Origin of the sequence: Chryseobacterium sp. WLY505, from assembly GCF_030846215.1 — a bacterium.
In the GTDB taxonomy this organism is placed as follows: domain Bacteria; phylum Bacteroidota; class Bacteroidia; order Flavobacteriales; family Weeksellaceae; genus Chryseobacterium.
The window spans coordinates 211,263-228,434 of the sequence record NZ_JAVCWI010000008.1 but is presented as its reverse complement, the minus strand read 5'-3'; the positions used below and the strand labels follow the sequence as shown (position 1 = coordinate 228,434).

14 protein-coding genes are annotated in these 17,172 nt (G+C 36.6%); 7 read left to right on the top strand and 7 right to left on the bottom strand.

The window, feature by feature from the left end:
- The first annotated feature begins 17 nt into the window (after positions 1-17).
- The gene (locus RAH34_RS16925; RefSeq protein ID WP_306596898.1) at positions 18-1,385 is read left to right on the top strand and encodes a PQQ-dependent sugar dehydrogenase; all 1,368 of its coding nucleotides are present in this window, start codon (positions 18-20) and stop codon (positions 1,383-1,385) included.
- Between the two features lie 299 nt (positions 1,386-1,684).
- Here RAH34_RS16925 and hemN read toward each other — a convergent pair whose 3' ends face one another.
- The 3 genes from hemN to RAH34_RS16910 all read right to left on the bottom strand — a co-directional run bounded on the left by hemN (position 1,685) and on the right by RAH34_RS16910 (position 5,804).
- On the bottom strand, positions 1,685-3,043 hold the full coding sequence (gene hemN, locus RAH34_RS16920; protein WP_306596897.1) for an oxygen-independent coproporphyrinogen III oxidase: 1,359 nt from the start codon (positions 3,041-3,043) through the stop codon (positions 1,685-1,687).
- A gap of 179 nt (positions 3,044-3,222) precedes the next feature.
- A complete protein-coding gene (locus tag RAH34_RS16915; protein WP_306596895.1) occupies positions 3,223-4,236 on the bottom strand; it encodes a glycosyl hydrolase in 1,014 nt (337 codons plus the stop codon).
- Between the two features lie 50 nt (positions 4,237-4,286).
- The gene (locus RAH34_RS16910) at positions 4,287-5,804 is read right to left on the bottom strand and encodes an amino acid permease (protein WP_114820492.1); all 1,518 of its coding nucleotides are present in this window, start codon (positions 5,802-5,804) and stop codon (positions 4,287-4,289) included.
- 438 nt (positions 5,805-6,242) lie between these two features.
- Between RAH34_RS16910 and pnuC the strand changes: the two genes are divergently transcribed.
- From pnuC to RAH34_RS16885, 5 genes are all read left to right on the top strand, one after another.
- Positions 6,243-6,905, top strand: a complete 663-nt coding sequence (pnuC, locus tag RAH34_RS16905) for a nicotinamide riboside transporter PnuC (RefSeq protein WP_306596894.1) — start codon at positions 6,243-6,245, stop codon at positions 6,903-6,905.
- A gap of 4 nt (positions 6,906-6,909) precedes the next feature.
- Positions 6,910-7,554 carry a hypothetical protein gene (locus tag RAH34_RS16900; protein ID WP_306596893.1) on the top strand — a complete coding sequence of 215 codons (645 nt, stop codon included), beginning with the start codon at positions 6,910-6,912 and terminating at the stop codon, positions 7,552-7,554.
- A gap of 89 nt (positions 7,555-7,643) precedes the next feature.
- Positions 7,644-8,411 (top strand): diaminopimelate epimerase, encoded by a 768-nt coding sequence (gene dapF / locus RAH34_RS16895; protein WP_114820495.1) that lies wholly within the window; start codon positions 7,644-7,646, stop codon positions 8,409-8,411.
- Between the two features lie 33 nt (positions 8,412-8,444).
- On the top strand, positions 8,445-9,470 hold the full coding sequence (gene mltG / locus RAH34_RS16890) for an endolytic transglycosylase MltG (RefSeq protein ID WP_306596892.1): 1,026 nt from the start codon (positions 8,445-8,447) through the stop codon (positions 9,468-9,470).
- 131 nt (positions 9,471-9,601) lie between these two features.
- Entirely contained in the window at positions 9,602-12,187 is a 2,586-nt protein-coding gene (locus RAH34_RS16885; RefSeq protein ID WP_306596891.1) for a TonB-dependent receptor domain-containing protein, read from the top strand.
- A gap of 45 nt (positions 12,188-12,232) precedes the next feature.
- Here the strand turns inward: RAH34_RS16885 and RAH34_RS16880 are convergent, their stop codons facing one another.
- From RAH34_RS16880 to RAH34_RS16865, 4 genes are all read right to left on the bottom strand, one after another.
- Positions 12,233-12,685 carry an adenylyltransferase/cytidyltransferase family protein gene (locus RAH34_RS16880; RefSeq protein WP_114820498.1) on the bottom strand — a complete coding sequence of 151 codons (453 nt, stop codon included), beginning with the start codon at positions 12,683-12,685 and terminating at the stop codon, positions 12,233-12,235.
- Between the two features lie 137 nt (positions 12,686-12,822).
- A complete protein-coding gene (gene galE, locus RAH34_RS16875; RefSeq protein WP_114820499.1) occupies positions 12,823-13,845 on the bottom strand; it encodes a UDP-glucose 4-epimerase GalE in 1,023 nt (340 codons plus the stop codon).
- A 21-nt stretch (positions 13,846-13,866) separates the two neighbouring features.
- Entirely contained in the window at positions 13,867-14,277 is a 411-nt protein-coding gene (locus tag RAH34_RS16870; RefSeq protein ID WP_114820500.1) for a hypothetical protein, read from the bottom strand.
- Positions 14,277-15,404 carry a DegT/DnrJ/EryC1/StrS aminotransferase family protein gene (locus RAH34_RS16865; protein WP_306596890.1) on the bottom strand — a complete coding sequence of 376 codons (1,128 nt, stop codon included), beginning with the start codon at positions 15,402-15,404 and terminating at the stop codon, positions 14,277-14,279. Before RAH34_RS16865 ends, RAH34_RS16870 begins: the two co-directional genes overlap by 1 nt.
- An 88-nt stretch (positions 15,405-15,492) precedes the next feature.
- Between RAH34_RS16865 and RAH34_RS16860 the strand changes: the two genes are divergently transcribed.
- The gene (locus RAH34_RS16860) at positions 15,493-17,094 is read left to right on the top strand and encodes a S8/S53 family peptidase (protein ID WP_306596889.1); all 1,602 of its coding nucleotides are present in this window, start codon (positions 15,493-15,495) and stop codon (positions 17,092-17,094) included.
- Positions 17,095-17,172 lie beyond the last annotated feature (78 nt).

Genomic DNA, 17,172 nt, shown 5'->3' with positions numbered 1-17,172 from the left:
CTAACTCTCAAAATATTATGAAAAAATTACTTTTTAGTATCAGTATTTTTTCTTCCTTAATTGTTAATTCTCAAAGCATTAATTTGGAAGAATTTGCTACAGGACTTACCAGCCCTGTAGAGATTACGAACGCCAATGACAGCCGGCTTTTTGTGGTTCAACAGGACGGCATCATTAAAATTATTCAACCCAGTGGGACAATTAACACAACCAACTTTCTGAATATCGGATCAAAAATTACTTTCGGAGGTGAAAGAGGCCTTCTCGGTCTTGCCTTTCATCCTCAATACTCTGCCAACGGGTATTTTTTTGTGTATTATAACAATCTTGCAGGCAATATTATTGTTGCCAGGTACAGTGTAAGTTCAACAGATCCAAACGCAGCAGATCCTGCCTCAGAAAAAATCCTGTTGAATATTCCCAAGCCATTCGACAATCACAATGGAGGAAGTATTCATTTTGCTCCTGATGGAAAGCTTTGGATCATCACCGGAGACGGAGGAAGTGGTGGTGACCCGAATAATAATGCCCAAAGTAAAAATGTGTTATTAGGTAAAATGTTGAGAGTCGATGTAGATGCTACCGGTCCTTACAATATTCCGCCAGACAATCCTTTTGCAGGAGCCGGCGTGGATGGTGCAGACGAAATATGGGCATACGGACTCAGAAATGCATGGAAATTTTCTTTTGATCTGACAACCGGCAATGCCATGATTGCAGATGTTGGCCAGGGAGCCATAGAAGAAATCAACAAAATGCCCATTACTGCAGCCGGATTAAATTATGGTTGGCGATGTTATGAAGGGAATAATGCGTACAATACTGCAGGATGTGCTGCACAGTCCACCATGACCTTCCCTGTTGCCGTATATAACCATTCTGGCGGGAAATGTTCCATCACAGGCGGTTACGTCTACAGAGGAACCCAATACCCGTCCCTTCAGGGGAAATATTTCTTTGCAGACTATTGTTCTTCTCAGATCGGAATGCTGGATACCAATAATGCCATTACGTGGACGACTCCTTATTCCGGAAATAACTTTTCTACTTTTGGAGAAGATTATCAAAAAGGATTGTATGTAGCAGATTTAACCAATGGAAAAATTTTCAAAATATCTACAGGAACTTTAGGAACTAGTGAAAATACTTTAGGAACAGTAAAAATTTATCCTAATCCTGCTTCCAAGGAAATTTTCATTGATGGGGTGAAAGATAAAAGAGCAACCCTGGAAATCATCAGTGCGGAGGGAAGAAAAGTGATGGAAACGGATCAGATTACTAATGGCAAAGGAATTAATATTTCAGGGATTCCTGCCGGAGTGTATTATATTAATCTGAAATCCGGGGACCTGAAATCATATAGTCAGAAATTGATTATTAAATAGTAGTAGCTGGTTGTAAACGCAAACGAAACGTTAAGGCTTTTACATTCTATAAAAAAGGACCACAAAAGGGTTTCACTAAGCAAAAAACATTGGATATTTCTTAAACCATTAAGAAGGATTTAAGGAGTAAAGCATAGTTAAGTTAAGATAAATCATTCTGATCTTTAAGCTTAAAGCGAAGCTCATCTTAATACTCTAAACACCTTAATGCTATGCTAATGTTTCAAAAAAGTTTAAACAAGTTCAAAATAAGCCCACGGGTCAATAAAAAAGCGGTTCAGAACTGAACCGCTTTTGTTTTATATTGTCATTGAGAAAATCCTTGTTTCAGGTTTATTTCTCATCATTCTCAGGTCAAAAACCATGGCTACATTTCTTGTAAATGCTCTACCTGCTTCTGTGATTTTAACTTCAGTTCCGTTGATCTCAACCAAACCGTCATTTTCCATCTCTTTGAGCATTTCCAGTGCATTGTCAAGCTCAGGGAAAGAGTTGTTAACATCAAAAGTGGTTTCAAGCTGACACATCAGATTCAGAATATGCCTTCTTACCGTAAGATCCTCATCGCTCAGAACGTGTCCTTTTACAACAGGAATCTCACCCTCTTCAACCATTTTCTGATATTCTTCCACTGTTTTTACATTCTGGGCAAAAGCATACCATGAGTCTGAAATAGCAGACATCCCAAGTCCAACCATCAGCTGGGTATTACTTGAAGTATAGCCCATGAAATTTCTGTGAAGCTTTTTATGAATCAAAGACTGATACAGATCATCGTGCTCAAGAGAGAAGTGATCCATCCCTACTTCAATATATCCTAAATCCTGAAGAAGCTTTTTACCATCTTCATACAAACGGCGTTTTTCTTCTCCACTTGGAAGATCATTTTCATCAAATCCTCTTTGTCCAACACCTTTCACCCATGGAACGTGTGCGTAAGAATAAAATGCTAATCTATCCGGCTTCAACTCCATTGTTTTTCTGATCGTATGTTCCATGGCATCCCAATTCTGGTGTGGCAATCCAAAAACAAGGTCGTGGCTGATTCCTCTGTAACCAATTTCCTTAGCCCATTCTGTAACGTTTTTTACATTTTCAAAAGGCTGAATTCTGTTGATGGCTTTCTGAACTTTAGGATCGTAATCCTGAACCCCAAAACTCACTCTTCTGAAACCAAGATCATATAATGTCTGAAGATGTTCCTTCGTGGTATTATTTGGGTGCCCTTCAAAAGAAAATTCCGGATGTTCTGCTATATCTACTGTTGAGAAAATTCCTTCCAACAATGTTCTCAAATTCTCAGGAGAGAAAAACGTGGGTGTACCTCCTCCCAGATGTAATTCTTTCAGCTTTGGTTTTTCATTGAAAAGATCAAGATACAGTTTCCATTCTTTTAAAACACTTTCCAGATAAGGTATTTCAACACTGTGCTGTTTGGTAATACGCTTATGACAAGCACAAAACGTACACAACGCCTCGCAGAAAGGCAAATGGATATAAATAGAAATTCCCTCCTCTGCATTGCTTTCATGAAAAGATCTGATTACCGTTTCCTTCCAATGTTCCGGTGAGAATGTGGATTCATCCCAATATGGTACGGTAGGATAAGAAGTGTAACGCGGTCCGGGAATATTATACTTATCTATTAAAGAGTTCATTTTGAAAATTAAAATTTTATAAGGACATGAAATTTTAACATCATGAAAATTTCATCTTACAAAATTAACCATTAGTTATGAATTTTAACCTATGAATTATATTAGGTTCTATTTTATAATGAGTCTAAATACGTATGATCAGGCTTTTGGCCAATAGTGATAAATTCTATTCCTAATATTTAAAATTTTAATTTCATCACCGCAATTTTGTTATTTCCGGCAAGAACCACTTTATTAGCACCAATCCACTGGCAGACAAAGAATCCTTTTCCATCAGAAATCTTCTTCCATGTCTTCCCAAAATCTGAGGAATAACTGATGTGCTTATCTCCCACTGCCACTATTTCTTTTCCTTTGGATCCTGGTTTAATTTTCACGCAGGTTGTATATCCTGCATTCTGTCCTGAAGCCTGAATCTGCCAGGTCTCGCCGGCATCAATTGTGGTTGCGATATTATTGATATTGGCATCCTGCTTAGTATAATCACCTCCTGCCGCAATTCCAAAATTATTATCAACAAAATCAATAGAATACATTCCCTGCGACGATTCTCCTTGTATGATTGGGGTGTTGAACACTTCTATTTTTTCATCTTTCAGATTCATTCTTAAAATTCTCGAAGCTTTTCCTCCGGTTGCAATCCATAAGTATTTTTTAGAGGATGAAATATTGGTATTACTTGCAGCAAAAGCAGCTTCACCTTCATTTAATTTTACATTATTCTTAAACATGCTCCATTTCCCTTCTTTGTATGCAGCAAGTTTCAACATCTGATCTTTATCTGCATCACTAAAAGTATAGGCTAGCTTATCATTCACAAAATGCAAAGCATCATAAAAAGCTGTTTTCGCTGTATCTTTAAAAACAACCTGTGATTTCAGGTCGTTTTTATCAATTTTGAAAAAACGTGCCGGACTTTCAATATTGATTGCATAAAAAGACGTTTTATCCTGTGCTAATGTTCTGAACTGAAGTTTTTCTTCAGACAGCCTGATCTGCTTCTGGTTTTTATAATCTTTAAGATCTACATACCCGAATTTGGAATCTGTACCACTGTACCAGACCTTGTTGTCATATAATTCAAGGGCTCTGATACTGATCTTATCATTAAGAATGGTTTCAAGGCTTTCCACCTGTTGGGAAAATGCGGTAAGACCTACGGATAGGAATAAAATGGACAAAATATTTTTCATAGTAATAGTATTGTGACAAAAAAAACCGCCGAAGCGGTTTAATATGATGATTAATCTTGATTCTGATATTTTTCAGGATTGTTAAGCTTACTGTTTGATTTTCCGTACAGGAAGTATACCAAACCTCCTAAGAACAACCATACCGCAGAAAGTTCCAATGCATGAGCACTTAAGTTAAAGATCAAATATAAGTTGATAATTACCCCTAATGCCACTACAATTTTATAAGCCGGAACTTTGAAAGGTCTGATCAGATTAGGTTCTTTCTTTCTCATTACCCAAACGGCAATACAAACCAATGTAAATGCGAACAGGGTTCCGAAACTTGTCATATCTGCCAATGTTGAAATTGGTGTAAATGCAGCGATTAAAGCCACTACAATTCCTAATAGAATAATTCCTTTGTAAGGTGTTTTTGTTTTTGGGTGGAGCTGTCCGAAGAATTTAGGAATCAAGCCGTCTTTTGCCATTCCGATGAAAATTCTTGACTGCCCCATCATCATTACCATTACTACAGAAATTAATCCTACAGTGGCAGCAATCGTTACGATGTTACTAGCCCAGTGTTTCCCGGCAATTTCAAAAGCATAGGCTACAGGAGCTTTAATAGCATCCGGATATTTTCCTTCAGGATTAAAGTCTGTATAATGCATCATTCCTGTTAATACAAGAGATACACAGATATATAAAGCTGTACAGATCAATAGTGAAGCAATGATAGCAAAAGGCACGTCTTTTTTAGGATTAATAGCCTCTCCAGCCTGTGTAGAAACAGCATCGAAACCAATATAAGCAAAGAAAATAGCTGCTGCTCCGGAAATAATTCCTTTAATCCCGTAGGCAGAAACCAGATCTCCTTCAGAGTTCTTGATCTTTATCGGATCAGGAATAAAAGGTTTCCAGTTTTTAACGCCGTCTACCGCGTTGTAAAGATCTGTATTGGAGAAAATGATATATACACCAGCGATAATTACAAAGATAACCGCTGAAGTTTTCATTAAAACGATCAGGTTATTCGCTCCCGCAGCTTCTTTGGTTCCCTTTACCAATAATGCAGTAATTAAAAGAACCAGAATAAACGCAGGCAGGTTCATGGAAAAACCATCTCCGGTATAACTTGCCGGATCTGATGTCAGATAGGCAGGTAAATGAATATTAAAAATCTTCAAAAATTTGTTAAAATATCCGGACCAGCTCACGGAAACCGCCATACTCGCCATGGCGTACTCGAGGATGAGACACCATCCCATGGCCCATGCAAAAATTTCTCCTACAGTTCCATAGGCATAAGCATAAGCTGAACCCTCTACAGGAATAATGGATGCAAACTCTGCATAACATAATGCAGCAAAAACGCAGGCGATCCCTGCGATGATAAAGGAAATTGCAAGTGCAGGCCCTGCATGATAATAGGCTCCTGTTCCGGTAAGAACAAAGATTCCACCACCGATGATAGCACCCACTCCAATTGCTGTTAAACTCCATTTTCCAAGGACTTTTTTCAGCTCACTTTTCTTCATATCTGCCTCATAGGCACTTAGTGGCTTTTTAACCCAAATTTTCGACATGTTTTTTTATTTATTAAGGATTTACGAAAATATAAAAAATTTAGAAACTCTCACGTTAATCGTTAAAATTTCATCATTTATTTTACATTAAAGACTTTAAAAACCTGACCAACACCTTATTCATAGTATTTCTTCAGACATGAAGTTTTTGCGTTCTGATTTTGAACCGCAAAATCAGGAAGCCAGTTGTATTACAAATATGCCGTAATCCGTAGTTTTATAAAAAAAATGTTTGTAAGCATAAATAATAATGATTGTAGTTTAAAAACTACAACAATCTGATAATGGTCAGACAAATTCTTCAGAATAGAAATAAACGAAATTCCTAACAAGGCATTACTTTTCAAAAAACCGGAAAACCATACAGGAACATCACTATTTTTGATAAACTACAAAGAACTTCTTCAAGAAAAGTAAGATTTCTCTATTTTTGATGCTATGAATTTATATGATCTTTTCATAAAGCCTTATGAAGGCTATGATTCTTTACAGATTACATTGGAAGCATCAGGTGCAGTTTTCGGAATCCTGAGCGTATTTTTTTCCATTAAGAAAAATATATGGGTATATCCTACCGGCATTATTTCAACCCTGATCTATGTATACCTTCTTTTCAATGCCGGTCTGTTGGGAGACTGTATGATCAATGTCTATTATTCTGCCATGAGTATTTATGGCTGGATTTTATGGGCCAAAAATTCCGAAGATCATGTTCACGTAGAAGTTACATGGGCTAGCCGAAAAGACTGGATATATGCAAGTATTCTTTTTGTGCTGAGTTTGGCATTTGTTACTTTTATTTATTACTGTAAACCTTATATTGATCATTTAGAAGGTAGTTATTTAGGATTATATCATCTTGATTGGGCCAATTGGATGGATATTTTTACCACTTCCATATTTTTAGTAGGAATGTGGCTGATGGCCAAACAGCGCATTGAGAGCTGGATTTTCTGGATTCTCGGAGATTTGATTTGCATCCCTATGATGATTTTTAAGGGACTTGGAATCACTTCGGTTCAATATTTGGTATTTACTATAATGGCGATCTCAGGATACGTCAATTGGAAAAAAAGTTTTAAAGAAAAAAAAGTACAATAAAGTCATGAAAAATTTATTTAAAATAGCATTCAGTATTTTTGCTATTACCAGTTTAACCTCTTGTTTAGCATATACCGACGGATACGGAAGCAGCGGAAGCTATGGATATGGAGATCCGTATTATAACAACGGATATTATTATGCTCCGTCAGGATATTACGGAAATGGCGGATATTGGGGTAATGACGGCTACTATTATAGAAACAACATTAATTATTACTATGATAATGGTATTCCTTATTACTACGATAGCTATAATAACTCCAGAAGAAAAGTATACGTAGAAAGAAGATCTTCTTCATCTTCGAGACCTCAGAACGGATTCCAGAATACGCGTACAACGAACAGTAACGGTTCGTACAATAATAACGGAGGATTTAATAACAACAGAAACTCCAACAGCAACAGCGGATTCAGAAACCAGAATAATGGTAATCAAAACAATCAGGGCAACCAAAATAACAGTGGGTTCAGAAACCAAAACAATGGTAATCAGAACAGCCAGAGAAACCAGAATAACAGCGGGTTCAGAAATTCCAATGGTAACAGTGGCAGATCAGAATCTTCCGGCGGTGGATTCAGAAATAGCTCAGGCAGCCAGAGCACGAGTTCAAGCAGACAGCAGAGCGGCGGAGGCGGCTTTAGATAAAACGATTATAAATAAGAAAACGAACAGCTAACACTGTTCGTTTTTCATTTTAAATATAGTAATTTTGCTTCTTCATTTAACAAAAAAATATGGAATTTTATAAATATCAGGGAACAGGAAATGATTTTGTAATGGTAGACAACCGTGATCTGCAATTTACCAAAGATAAAGACAGTATTGAAAAATTATGTGACAGACGTTTCGGAATAGGTGCTGACGGCCTTATTCTCCTGGAAAATGATCCAGACTATGATTTCAAGATGGTATATTATAATTCAGATGGCGGAGAAAGTACAATGTGCGGAAACGGAGGAAGATGTCTTGTTGCTTTTGCTTTTTTCCTGGACATTTTTGAAGACAAATGTAAATTCATTGCAACAGATGGTGAACATGAAGCTGAAATCCATAACGGAATCATTAAATTAAAAATGATCAATGTGGATACTGTTTCCCATGACGGAAATGATTTTGTTCTGAACACCGGATCTCCCCACTATGTAAAATATGTAGACAACCTGAAAGACTTTCACGTGTATAACGAAGGATATGGCATCCGAAATTCTGAAAAATATAAAGAAAAAGGAATCAATGTGAACTTTGTGGAAAAAATTTCTGATAATGAAATTTTTGTAAGAACCTATGAACGAGGCGTTGAGGACGAAACTTACAGTTGCGGAACAGGAGTTACAGCTTCTGCTTTAACTTTTCTTCAAAAACATAATCTAACCTCTGTAAAAGTTAAAACTTTAGGTGGAAACCTTAAAGTATATGCTGAAAAAAGCGGTGATGCATTCCAGAATATTTGGCTGGAGGGTCCTGCAAAGCAGGTTTTTAGAGGTAAGACAGATCTTCTTTAAAAACAAAAAACTTTTAATCAACATTTATAAAGAATGAAAAAAGCAATTCTCATTGTCATTCTGCTGGTTTTTGTAGTGGCAGGATTTTTTGGTTTGAGATTTTATAATAAATATTTAGGAAATAATGTAGAAAAGGATGGTTATGTTCTGATTCCTCATAGAGCAGGTTTTAAACAGATCCTCGATTCTATTGCTCCTTATATTAAAGACAGAGAGTCTTTTGAAGCTGTGGCTAAGGAAAAAGGCCTTGACACAAATTTTAAACCAGGGCGATATCATATTCAGAGCGGAACAGGCAACAAAAACCTTGTCAATATGATCAAAGCGGGTAACCAGACTGCAAATTCTTACAGAATCGGTGATTTTGGAGATATGTATCAGATGATTGGTAAGGTGACAAAAAAAACAGAAATTGATTCACTGCATTTTGTGAATGATCTGAATGCTGTTGCGCAGGAGAAAGGCTATAAAAATGTTGAAGATTTAAAAAAATATTTTTTCATTGATACTTATAATTTTTTCTGGACGGTAAGTCCGAGAGAATTTTTTTCCAAGTTCGAAAATCAGTATAACGATTTCTGGACCAGTGAAAGGAAAAATAAAGAACAGCAGTCCGGTCTTACAAGAGATCAGATTTATGCCCTGGCTTCTATTGTTTATAAAGAATCAGGAGGGAAAAAAGATGAAATGAAAACGATTGCAGGATTATATTTAAACCGTTACAGAAAAGGAATGAAACTTCAGTCTGATCCTACGGTAATTTATGCAATTAATAAGCAGACTAATTTTAAAGAACCTATAAAAAGGGTATTATATAAGCATTTGTCTACACCATCACCTTATAATACTTATGCCAATGCAGGTATTCCTCCGGGACCGATCTGTGTAGTGGATAAGAATTCAATAGATGCTGTTTTAAATGCTGAAAACAACAATTTTATATTTATGTGTGCTGATCCGGCAAGATTCGGGTATCATAAGTTTACTGCAAGTGCTGAAGAACATGCGGTGAATGCAAAGGCTTATCAGGACTGGCTCAATTCAAAAAATATAAAATAAGCTTAGAAGCACCAGAAAATTTAAACAGTTAGAAAAAAATATACAACCATAATGTTTTGATGTTCAACTAGGTATGGATACTCAAAATATTAAGGGTTATTCTTTCACGATCTTATACAAAAAAATAACCTATGAAGAATAAGACAGAAATTGTCACTATTTTCACCAGAAAAACTTTAGGACTTACATTAGTACTTTCGGCGGCAGCACTGGCTTTTGCACAAGAAAAGGCTGGAGTTTCAGGAATCATTGTCAACAAAAAAAATCAACCGGTTCCTTACGCTTCTGTAACTTTCAGCAATAAAGCCAACAAGACTTTAAGTGATGCTGTACTAACTGATGAAAAAGGGCAATATACCCTTCAGCTTATGCCAGGAGACTATGACATTACCGTAGAAGCGATTGATTATAAAAAAAGTGTAGTCAGCAAAAATATTGCAAAAGCAGGTAATATCGGTGCTCTGTCTATTGAAGCAGAGGCTACCTCTACTGTAGATGGCAAAACGAAAGAAATACAGGGTGTTGTTATTACCGCATCAGCAGCCAAAGCATATAAAGTAGAGCTTGATAAGAAAACATATGATCCGTCACAGGATATTGTGAGCAAAGGAGGAAATCTTCAGGATGTTTTAACCAATGTTCCTTCGGTTTCCGTAGACACAGACGGAACAGTATCAATGAGAGGAAATTCAAATGTAAAATTTCTTATCAACGGAAAGCCATCTTCTCTTCTTGGAATAGATGACGGAGCCAATGCTTTGCAGAGTATTCCGGCTGATCAGATTGAAAGAATAGAAGTAATTACCAACCCTTCTTCTAAATTTGAGGCAAGTGGAACTGCCGGTATTCTGAACATCATTCTTAAAAAGGATAAAAAGATGGGATTCAACGGTAGTGTAACCGGAACTTTAGGTTATCTTCCAAGAACCAATCTTAATGCAAATTTAAACTGGAGAAAAGGTAACTGGACCTGGTTCTTAAATGGCGGCGGCGGTTACCAGAAGAATGAAAGTACCATGAAGAATACAACTACCCGAAAGGATGATATTGGCAGCTTAGCCTCAACAGCATTCCCTTTTACTCAGTATTCCCAACAAAATGGTAAGACAACCAGAGAAAGTGATACTTATAACGTGACGGCTGGTTTTACTCATGACTTCAGTGATAAGACTTCCATCAATTTCTCGGGAATGATCAGAAGTTTTGATACGGATCAGACAGGTCTTAATTCTTATGATGAAAGGCAGTATACTACTCCTACTTCTGGTGTAAGCAATGTTTTAAGAGAAAGAAACAGCTTTGGAAATAATAAAAACCTGGCAACACAGTTTGATCTTGGGCTTGATCAGAAAATTGGAGATAATGGCCAGCTACTATCCGCATCCGCAAGTTACCAGACGAACAAAACAGACGGAACCAATAAGATTGAACAGAAAACATTTGTCAATAATCTTTTACAGCCTAATGGTAATATTACTAATAATGTAATTACAGATTCTAAAACAGACACTTTCATTGGAAAAATCGATTATGAACTTCCAATAGGTGAAAAGTCTAAATTAGAAGCAGGAGCACGTTATGATTATAACAGGAACACGTATGATTATTTTGTAGACCAAAGTAATAACGGACAGCCTTCCTTTACAAGATTTGATTTTACAAGTAACACCGTATATTCTGAAAATATTCTTGGAGTGTATGCACAGTTTAAAAGTAAGATTGGAGAAAAATTTGCGTATCAGTTAGGATTAAGAAGTGAGACTTCAAAGATTGACGTTAATTTTCAAAATTATGATGTAAACGGAAACCCGGCAAATACTCCGGAGGTTAATAAAAACTACACTAAGTTCTTCCCTTCTGTATTTTTAAGTTATGATCTGGCAAAGAACAATCAGATCTTGCTAAATTATTCAAGAAGAATTAACCGTCCGAGAGCTTTTTCCCTGATTCCTTTTATGTCTTTTGATGATGACAGGAACTACTTCAAAGGAAACCCGAATCTTAATCCAACCTATGAAAACTCTTTTGAAGTTGGATACAATCTTTCAAATAAAAAGATCACGTTTAATCCAACTCTGTATTTTAAAAAGTCTGAAGATGAGCAAAACAGATATCAATACATCGATGAGACCGGAGCTGTCAACACCATGCCTTTCAACGTGGGTACGGAGACCAACTATGGTTTGGATCTGAATGGAACTTACGATCCTTACAGCTGGTGGAAAATAATGCTTTCTGCTGACCTTTACGGATATAAAAATACAGGAAGTTTTAACCTGTTCCCTGACAATCCACGAACTGTAAATGATTTCTCAGGTTCCGGATTTTCATACAGAATACGTTTTAACAATACATTTAAACCGACTAAAAACTTAAGCCTTCAAATCCAAAGTTTCTACAGAGCTGCTGAGAAAACAGCTATGAATGACAGAAAGGCTATGTATGGTATAGATTTAGGAGTAAGCCAGACCATCTGGAAAGGAAACGGAATTATAGGATTCAACATCAGAGACATCTTTAATACCCGAAAAATGAAAAACTTCTCTGATAATGCTCAGTTTACCCGAGAAATGGAAATGCAATGGCAGCCAAGACAATTTGCTCTATCCTTCACTTATAAGTTCAAGCAAGGTGAGAAAATTGATGCCAAACCTAAAATTAAAAAAGATATTAATTCTAATACAAAAGGGGACGAAGAACAAGGCGGCCCAATGTAATACAGCAAAAATCCCGAAAGAAACTTTCGGGATTTTTTATTTCTGTTATTTTACAGGTTCTGCTTTTGTGTATTTTTCTTTTTCAGCTTCATAAATTCTCCTTCTCAGATCACTGGTGGAAAACCGATGGTCTCTTTTGTTGAAAAATAGCTCAATTCCTTTTTCCTCACAGTATTTTTTCCCTGTAAAGTCTCTGTCCATATAATCATCTCCAATGATTCTTACATCAATCACAAATGATTTAAGGATATCCAACAGGTCTTCTTCTGTGTAATAAGGAACAATCTCATCCACAGCATTCACTGCCTTTAGCTGAATATATCTTTCAACAATAGTCTGGCTTGGCTTATTTTTGTTTGGTCGATCGTGGGACGGATCAATTTGAAGTCCGACGATTAAATAGTCACATACCGTTTTAGCTTCTTCAAGCATTTTGATGTGGCCCGCATGTAATAAGTCAAATGACGAAAATGTAATACCTATTCTCTGTGTCTTCATACTAATTTTAAATTAAAGCTTCCGTAAATAAATGTTCTTAAAAGGTAAAAACAATGAATATTCAGGAAGATGTTTTTGTAATTTGTTTTATGATCGTTTAAATTCTTCTTTCAATATAAGCATTTCTCAATGCTAAATTACGAATTTCTGGTGTTCAGATATTTTTGCCATTCCCAAACTGTTCTTAAAGCCTCTTCAAGCGAGGTTTCAGACTTCCAGTGAAGTTCCTTGCCTGCTTTTTCAGGGTTGGCATAGGCAATCGTGATATCTCCTTCTCTTCTGTCGCAGATCTGATAAGGCACCTCTACACTATTGGCTTTTTCAAATGCTTTCACTACTTCCAGTACAGATGAGCCTTTTCCTGTTCCCAGGTTGTAGATGTCTATAACAGTATCCGATGAAGAGTCGTCTATCAGTTTCTTTAATGCGGCAACGTGTGCTTTTGCCAGGTCAACAACATAGATATAATCACGAACGGCCGTTCCATCCTCAGTAGGATAATCATCTCCCCAGATATTCAGTTTCTCACGTACTCCGGAAGCCGTCTGCATTACATAAGGTACTAAATTATTAGGAATCCCTATCGGCAATTCTCCCAGTTTTCCGGAAGGATGAGCTCCGATTGGATTAAAATACCTTAATAGTGATATTTTACTTTGATAGGCTTTTGCAAAATCAATCAGGATCTGTTCTCCCATTTGTTTTGTTTTCCCATAGACACTTTCAGGGGTTTTCAACGGGGTATTTTCATCTATCGGCATTACATCTGCCTGTCCGTATACCGTACATGATGAGCTGAAAATAAAGTTGGAGATCTTTCTTGTTTTAAATTCCTGAAGAATATTAATCAAAGAAAACAGATTATTCTCGTAATAATCTACAGGAATGATCTGACTCTCTCCTACCGCTTTAGACGCAGCAAAATTGATACAGCCATCAATCTGATGAGCATCAAACACCTGAGTAAGAAGTTCTTTTCTTCTTAAATCAAAAGGATAAAAAACAGGCTTCTTACCTGTAATTTCCTCTATATTTTTTAAAATAAACCTTTCCGTGTTGGATAAATCATCTACAATAACCACTTCAAAGCCGTTATTAAGAAGTTCTACAACAGTGTGAGAACCAATATATCCAAGTCCACCTGTAACAAGTATTGCCATTTTTTTATCTTTTGTGCTTTCTTAGTCTTTGTGTTCTCCTATACTTTCAATTTCGTTAACTCCATTATAATTTTTCACTTTAAATACATTAACAATCAGTAAACTCAATATGAGGATAGTTAATAATTTAAAAGTAAAATGTTCTAAAATATTATTTCCATTTAAAAATCCAAGTAGTAAAGGGTAACCTAAAACAAAGATGGATAAAAATAAACTAAGATTTAAAAACAAAATAGCTTTATCATATTTTTCTACAAGATTGACAAAAGCAGATGAGTTAATAACTAACGAAATAGTAATAAGTAATGTTTTAAAAAGATTAAAGTCATTAAATATTTCAAGAACTGAAAATGCTGATATTATAAAAAAAACTAAGCTGATTAAAACGGCTAAGTAGTATACCAGCTTATATTTAAATATCTTTCTTTTCATTAATTATCCATAAACTCAAGCACCGCATCCGTAATATACTTCAGCTGCTCTTCGTCCAATTCTGTATGCATTGGCAACGAAATTACCTGATCCAAAAGCTTATCAGTATTCACAAAGTCTGCAGCATTACTTTCCTGGAAGTAGGCTTTCTGCTTTCTTAATGCTACCGGATAATAGATCATTGCAGGGATTTCTTTTTCCGTTAAAAACTTCTGGAGCTCGTTACGTTTTCCATTCAGTATTCTTAACGTATACTGGTGGAATACGTGAGTAGAGTTCTCCGCTCTTTTTGGAGTCAGGATATTTGGGTTTCCTCCAAATGCTTCATCATAAAAATCAGCTGCTTTTCTTCTAGCTTCGTTATAAGAATCCAGGTGAGGAAGTTTCTTTCTTAAAACCGCTGCCTGAATGCTGTCCAAACGTGAGTTTACTCCTACCTCATCATGGTAATATCTTTCGTACATTCCATGGTTTACAATTCCTCTTAAACGGTGGGCTAATTCATCATTATTGGTAAAAATAGCACCTCCGTCTCCATAGCATCCCAGGTTTTTTGAAGGGAAGAAAGAAGTGGTACCCACAGTAGACATTGTTCCTGCCTGTTTTACACTTCCGTCAGAGAATGTATATTCTGAACCAATTGCCTGAGCATTGTCTTCAATAACAAATAAATTGTGTTCTTCAGCAATTTTTAAAATTTCTTCCATGTTGGCACACTGTCCGAAAATATGCACCGGAATAATCGCTTTTGTTTTGGGCGTAATTGCTTTTTTAATCTGTTCCGTAGAAATTGTGAATGTATCATAATCTACATCTACCAGTACAGACTTTAATTTAAGCAAGTGAATAACTTCTACCGTAGCAGCAAAAGTAAAATCAGCTGTGATAATTTCATCTCCTTCTTTCAGATCCAAAGCCATCAGGGCGATCTGTAATGCATCTGTACCATTGGCACACGGAATCACATGTTTTACGTCTAAATAAGACTCCAATTCATTCTGGAAAGACTTTACTTCAGGACCGTTAATAAATGCCGCAGAATCCATTACATTCAAAACTGCATTGTCTACATCATTCTTTATTTTGTAATACTGACTTTGCAAGTCAACCATCTGAATTTTTTTCATATACTAAATATTTCTGTAAAAATAAGGAATTTAAAATCCTATCAAAAATTTTATTGATTTTGTTTTTATCTTTATACAAATAAATTTTATGAAAAAACTTTTACTCTTTTGTTTCCTAAATGGTTACCTTACTGTTTCCGCACAAACGGAGCTCGTTTTTGTTTACTTCACGGATAAGCCTAATAAAGCTGCTTTTTACGCCAATCCGCTGTCAGAACTCAGCCAGAAATCACTCAACAGGCGTACCGCGCTGGGAATTCCGCTCAATGATCAGGATGCTCCTATTGAACAGTCTTACCTTCAGAATCTTCAAAATTTGGGATTTGTTGTTACGGATTATTCAAAATGGCTTAATGGTGCGGCAGTCAATGCCACTCCTGCACAAAAAACATTACTTCAGGCTCAAACTTATGTTTCATCTGTTGAAAGTTTTGCCAGAAACAGCTCTACTACTGTGAAAACAACACCAGGAAAATGGAAGGACGATGCCAGCATCAATAAAACACTTACCAATTTTAATTACGGTTCCGGAGCCGGACAAATAGACCAGGTGAATATCCGCCCGCTTCATCTGGCAGGCTATACAGGAACAGGAGTTTCCATAGCGGTGATTGATGCCGGATTCCCAACGGTGAATACAGGAACTGCTTTTTCAAGATTGTGGACCAATAATCATATCAAGGCCTCTTATGATTTTGTAACCAAAACCGGAGATATTTACAATGCAGCGCTCAGTACTCATGGTTCTGTTGTGTTAGGTGCTATTGGTGGATATCTGCAGGATGTTTTTGTAGGAGCAGCACCTGATGCTGATTTTTATCTTTACCGAAGTGAAAATGCTGCTGTAGAAATCCCCGAAGAAGAGCTATACTGGATTGAAGCAGCTGAGGAAGCAGATCGAAAAGGGGTTGATATTATCACCTCATCTCTGGGATACAATATTTTTGACGAAAGCCGTTACAATTACACCTATGCCAATATGGACGGGAATACTTCTTTTATTGCCCGCGGAGCAGGTATTGCCGCTGAAAAAGGAATTTTTGTTCTTGCCGCAGCAGGTAACTCCGGACAGCAGCCCTGGCATTATCTTTTGACACCCTCTGATAATGCTAAAGTATTTTCTATCGGATCTGTAGATTCAGCCGGAAATGCCTCCGGATTTTCTTCTTTCGGGCCTAATGCTCTCGGAGTGGTAAAACCAGATGGAAGTACCCAGGGAACTGGCACAACAACCGTGTATGATAGTGCGACCTTAATTGTAAACGGAACTTCTATTGCTACTCCTATTGCTGCCGGAGGTGTTGCATGTCTTATTCAGGCATTTCCAACGATGAACAGAGAGCAGATGAGAACAAAGCTAAGACAAACCGCTTCACTTTATCCTCTTCATTCAGATCAGACGGGATATGGAATTCTTAATTTCGGAAGTTTATATAATCTGGTTCTAAATACCTCTGACACTGTAAAAAAAGAAACGTTTTCTATCTTCCCGAATCCTGCAAAAAGCATTCTGAATATTGCATCAGAACAAGAAGTTCAGTCCCTTGAAATTTATGATAACCTGGGGAGAATCGTCAGAAAAAGCAACCACCAGAAATCTATAAAAGTAGAGGATTTTCCAAAGGGAACCTATTATCTGAAAATTCAGACGAAGGATAAAGTTTTCTATGAAAAATTCTTAAAAGAGTAATCTTTTTGTTTCTCGCAGATTATTCAGATTGAGCAGATTTAGTACAACATAAATATCTGTGTGATCTGCGTAATCTGC

What these genes read in the sequence shown, in the direction of transcription:
- RAH34_RS16925 (WP_306596898.1), top strand. Translation starts at nt 18, where the DNA reads ATGAAAAAATTACTTTTTAGTATCAGTATTTTTTCTTCCTTAATTGTT.
- hemN (WP_306596897.1), bottom strand. Translation starts at nt 3,043, where the DNA reads ATGAACTCTTTAATAGATAAGTATAATATTCCCGGACCGCGTTACACT.
- RAH34_RS16915 (WP_306596895.1), bottom strand. Translation starts at nt 4,236, where the DNA reads ATGAAAAATATTTTGTCCATTTTATTCCTATCCGTAGGTCTTACCGCA.
- RAH34_RS16910 (WP_114820492.1), bottom strand. Translation starts at nt 5,804, where the DNA reads ATGTCGAAAATTTGGGTTAAAAAGCCACTAAGTGCCTATGAGGCAGAT.
- pnuC (WP_306596894.1), top strand. Translation starts at nt 6,243, where the DNA reads ATGAATTTATATGATCTTTTCATAAAGCCTTATGAAGGCTATGATTCT.
- RAH34_RS16900 (WP_306596893.1), top strand. Translation starts at nt 6,910, where the DNA reads ATGAAAAATTTATTTAAAATAGCATTCAGTATTTTTGCTATTACCAGT.
- dapF (WP_114820495.1), top strand. Translation starts at nt 7,644, where the DNA reads ATGGAATTTTATAAATATCAGGGAACAGGAAATGATTTTGTAATGGTA.
- mltG (WP_306596892.1), top strand. Translation starts at nt 8,445, where the DNA reads ATGAAAAAAGCAATTCTCATTGTCATTCTGCTGGTTTTTGTAGTGGCA.
- RAH34_RS16885 (WP_306596891.1), top strand. Translation starts at nt 9,602, where the DNA reads ATGAAGAATAAGACAGAAATTGTCACTATTTTCACCAGAAAAACTTTA.
- RAH34_RS16880 (WP_114820498.1), bottom strand. Translation starts at nt 12,685, where the DNA reads ATGAAGACACAGAGAATAGGTATTACATTTTCGTCATTTGACTTATTA.
- galE (WP_114820499.1), bottom strand. Translation starts at nt 13,845, where the DNA reads ATGGCAATACTTGTTACAGGTGGACTTGGATATATTGGTTCTCACACT.
- RAH34_RS16870 (WP_114820500.1), bottom strand. Translation starts at nt 14,277, where the DNA reads ATGAAAAGAAAGATATTTAAATATAAGCTGGTATACTACTTAGCCGTT.
- RAH34_RS16865 (WP_306596890.1), bottom strand. Translation starts at nt 15,404, where the DNA reads ATGAAAAAAATTCAGATGGTTGACTTGCAAAGTCAGTATTACAAAATA.
- RAH34_RS16860 (WP_306596889.1), top strand. Translation starts at nt 15,493, where the DNA reads ATGAAAAAACTTTTACTCTTTTGTTTCCTAAATGGTTACCTTACTGTT.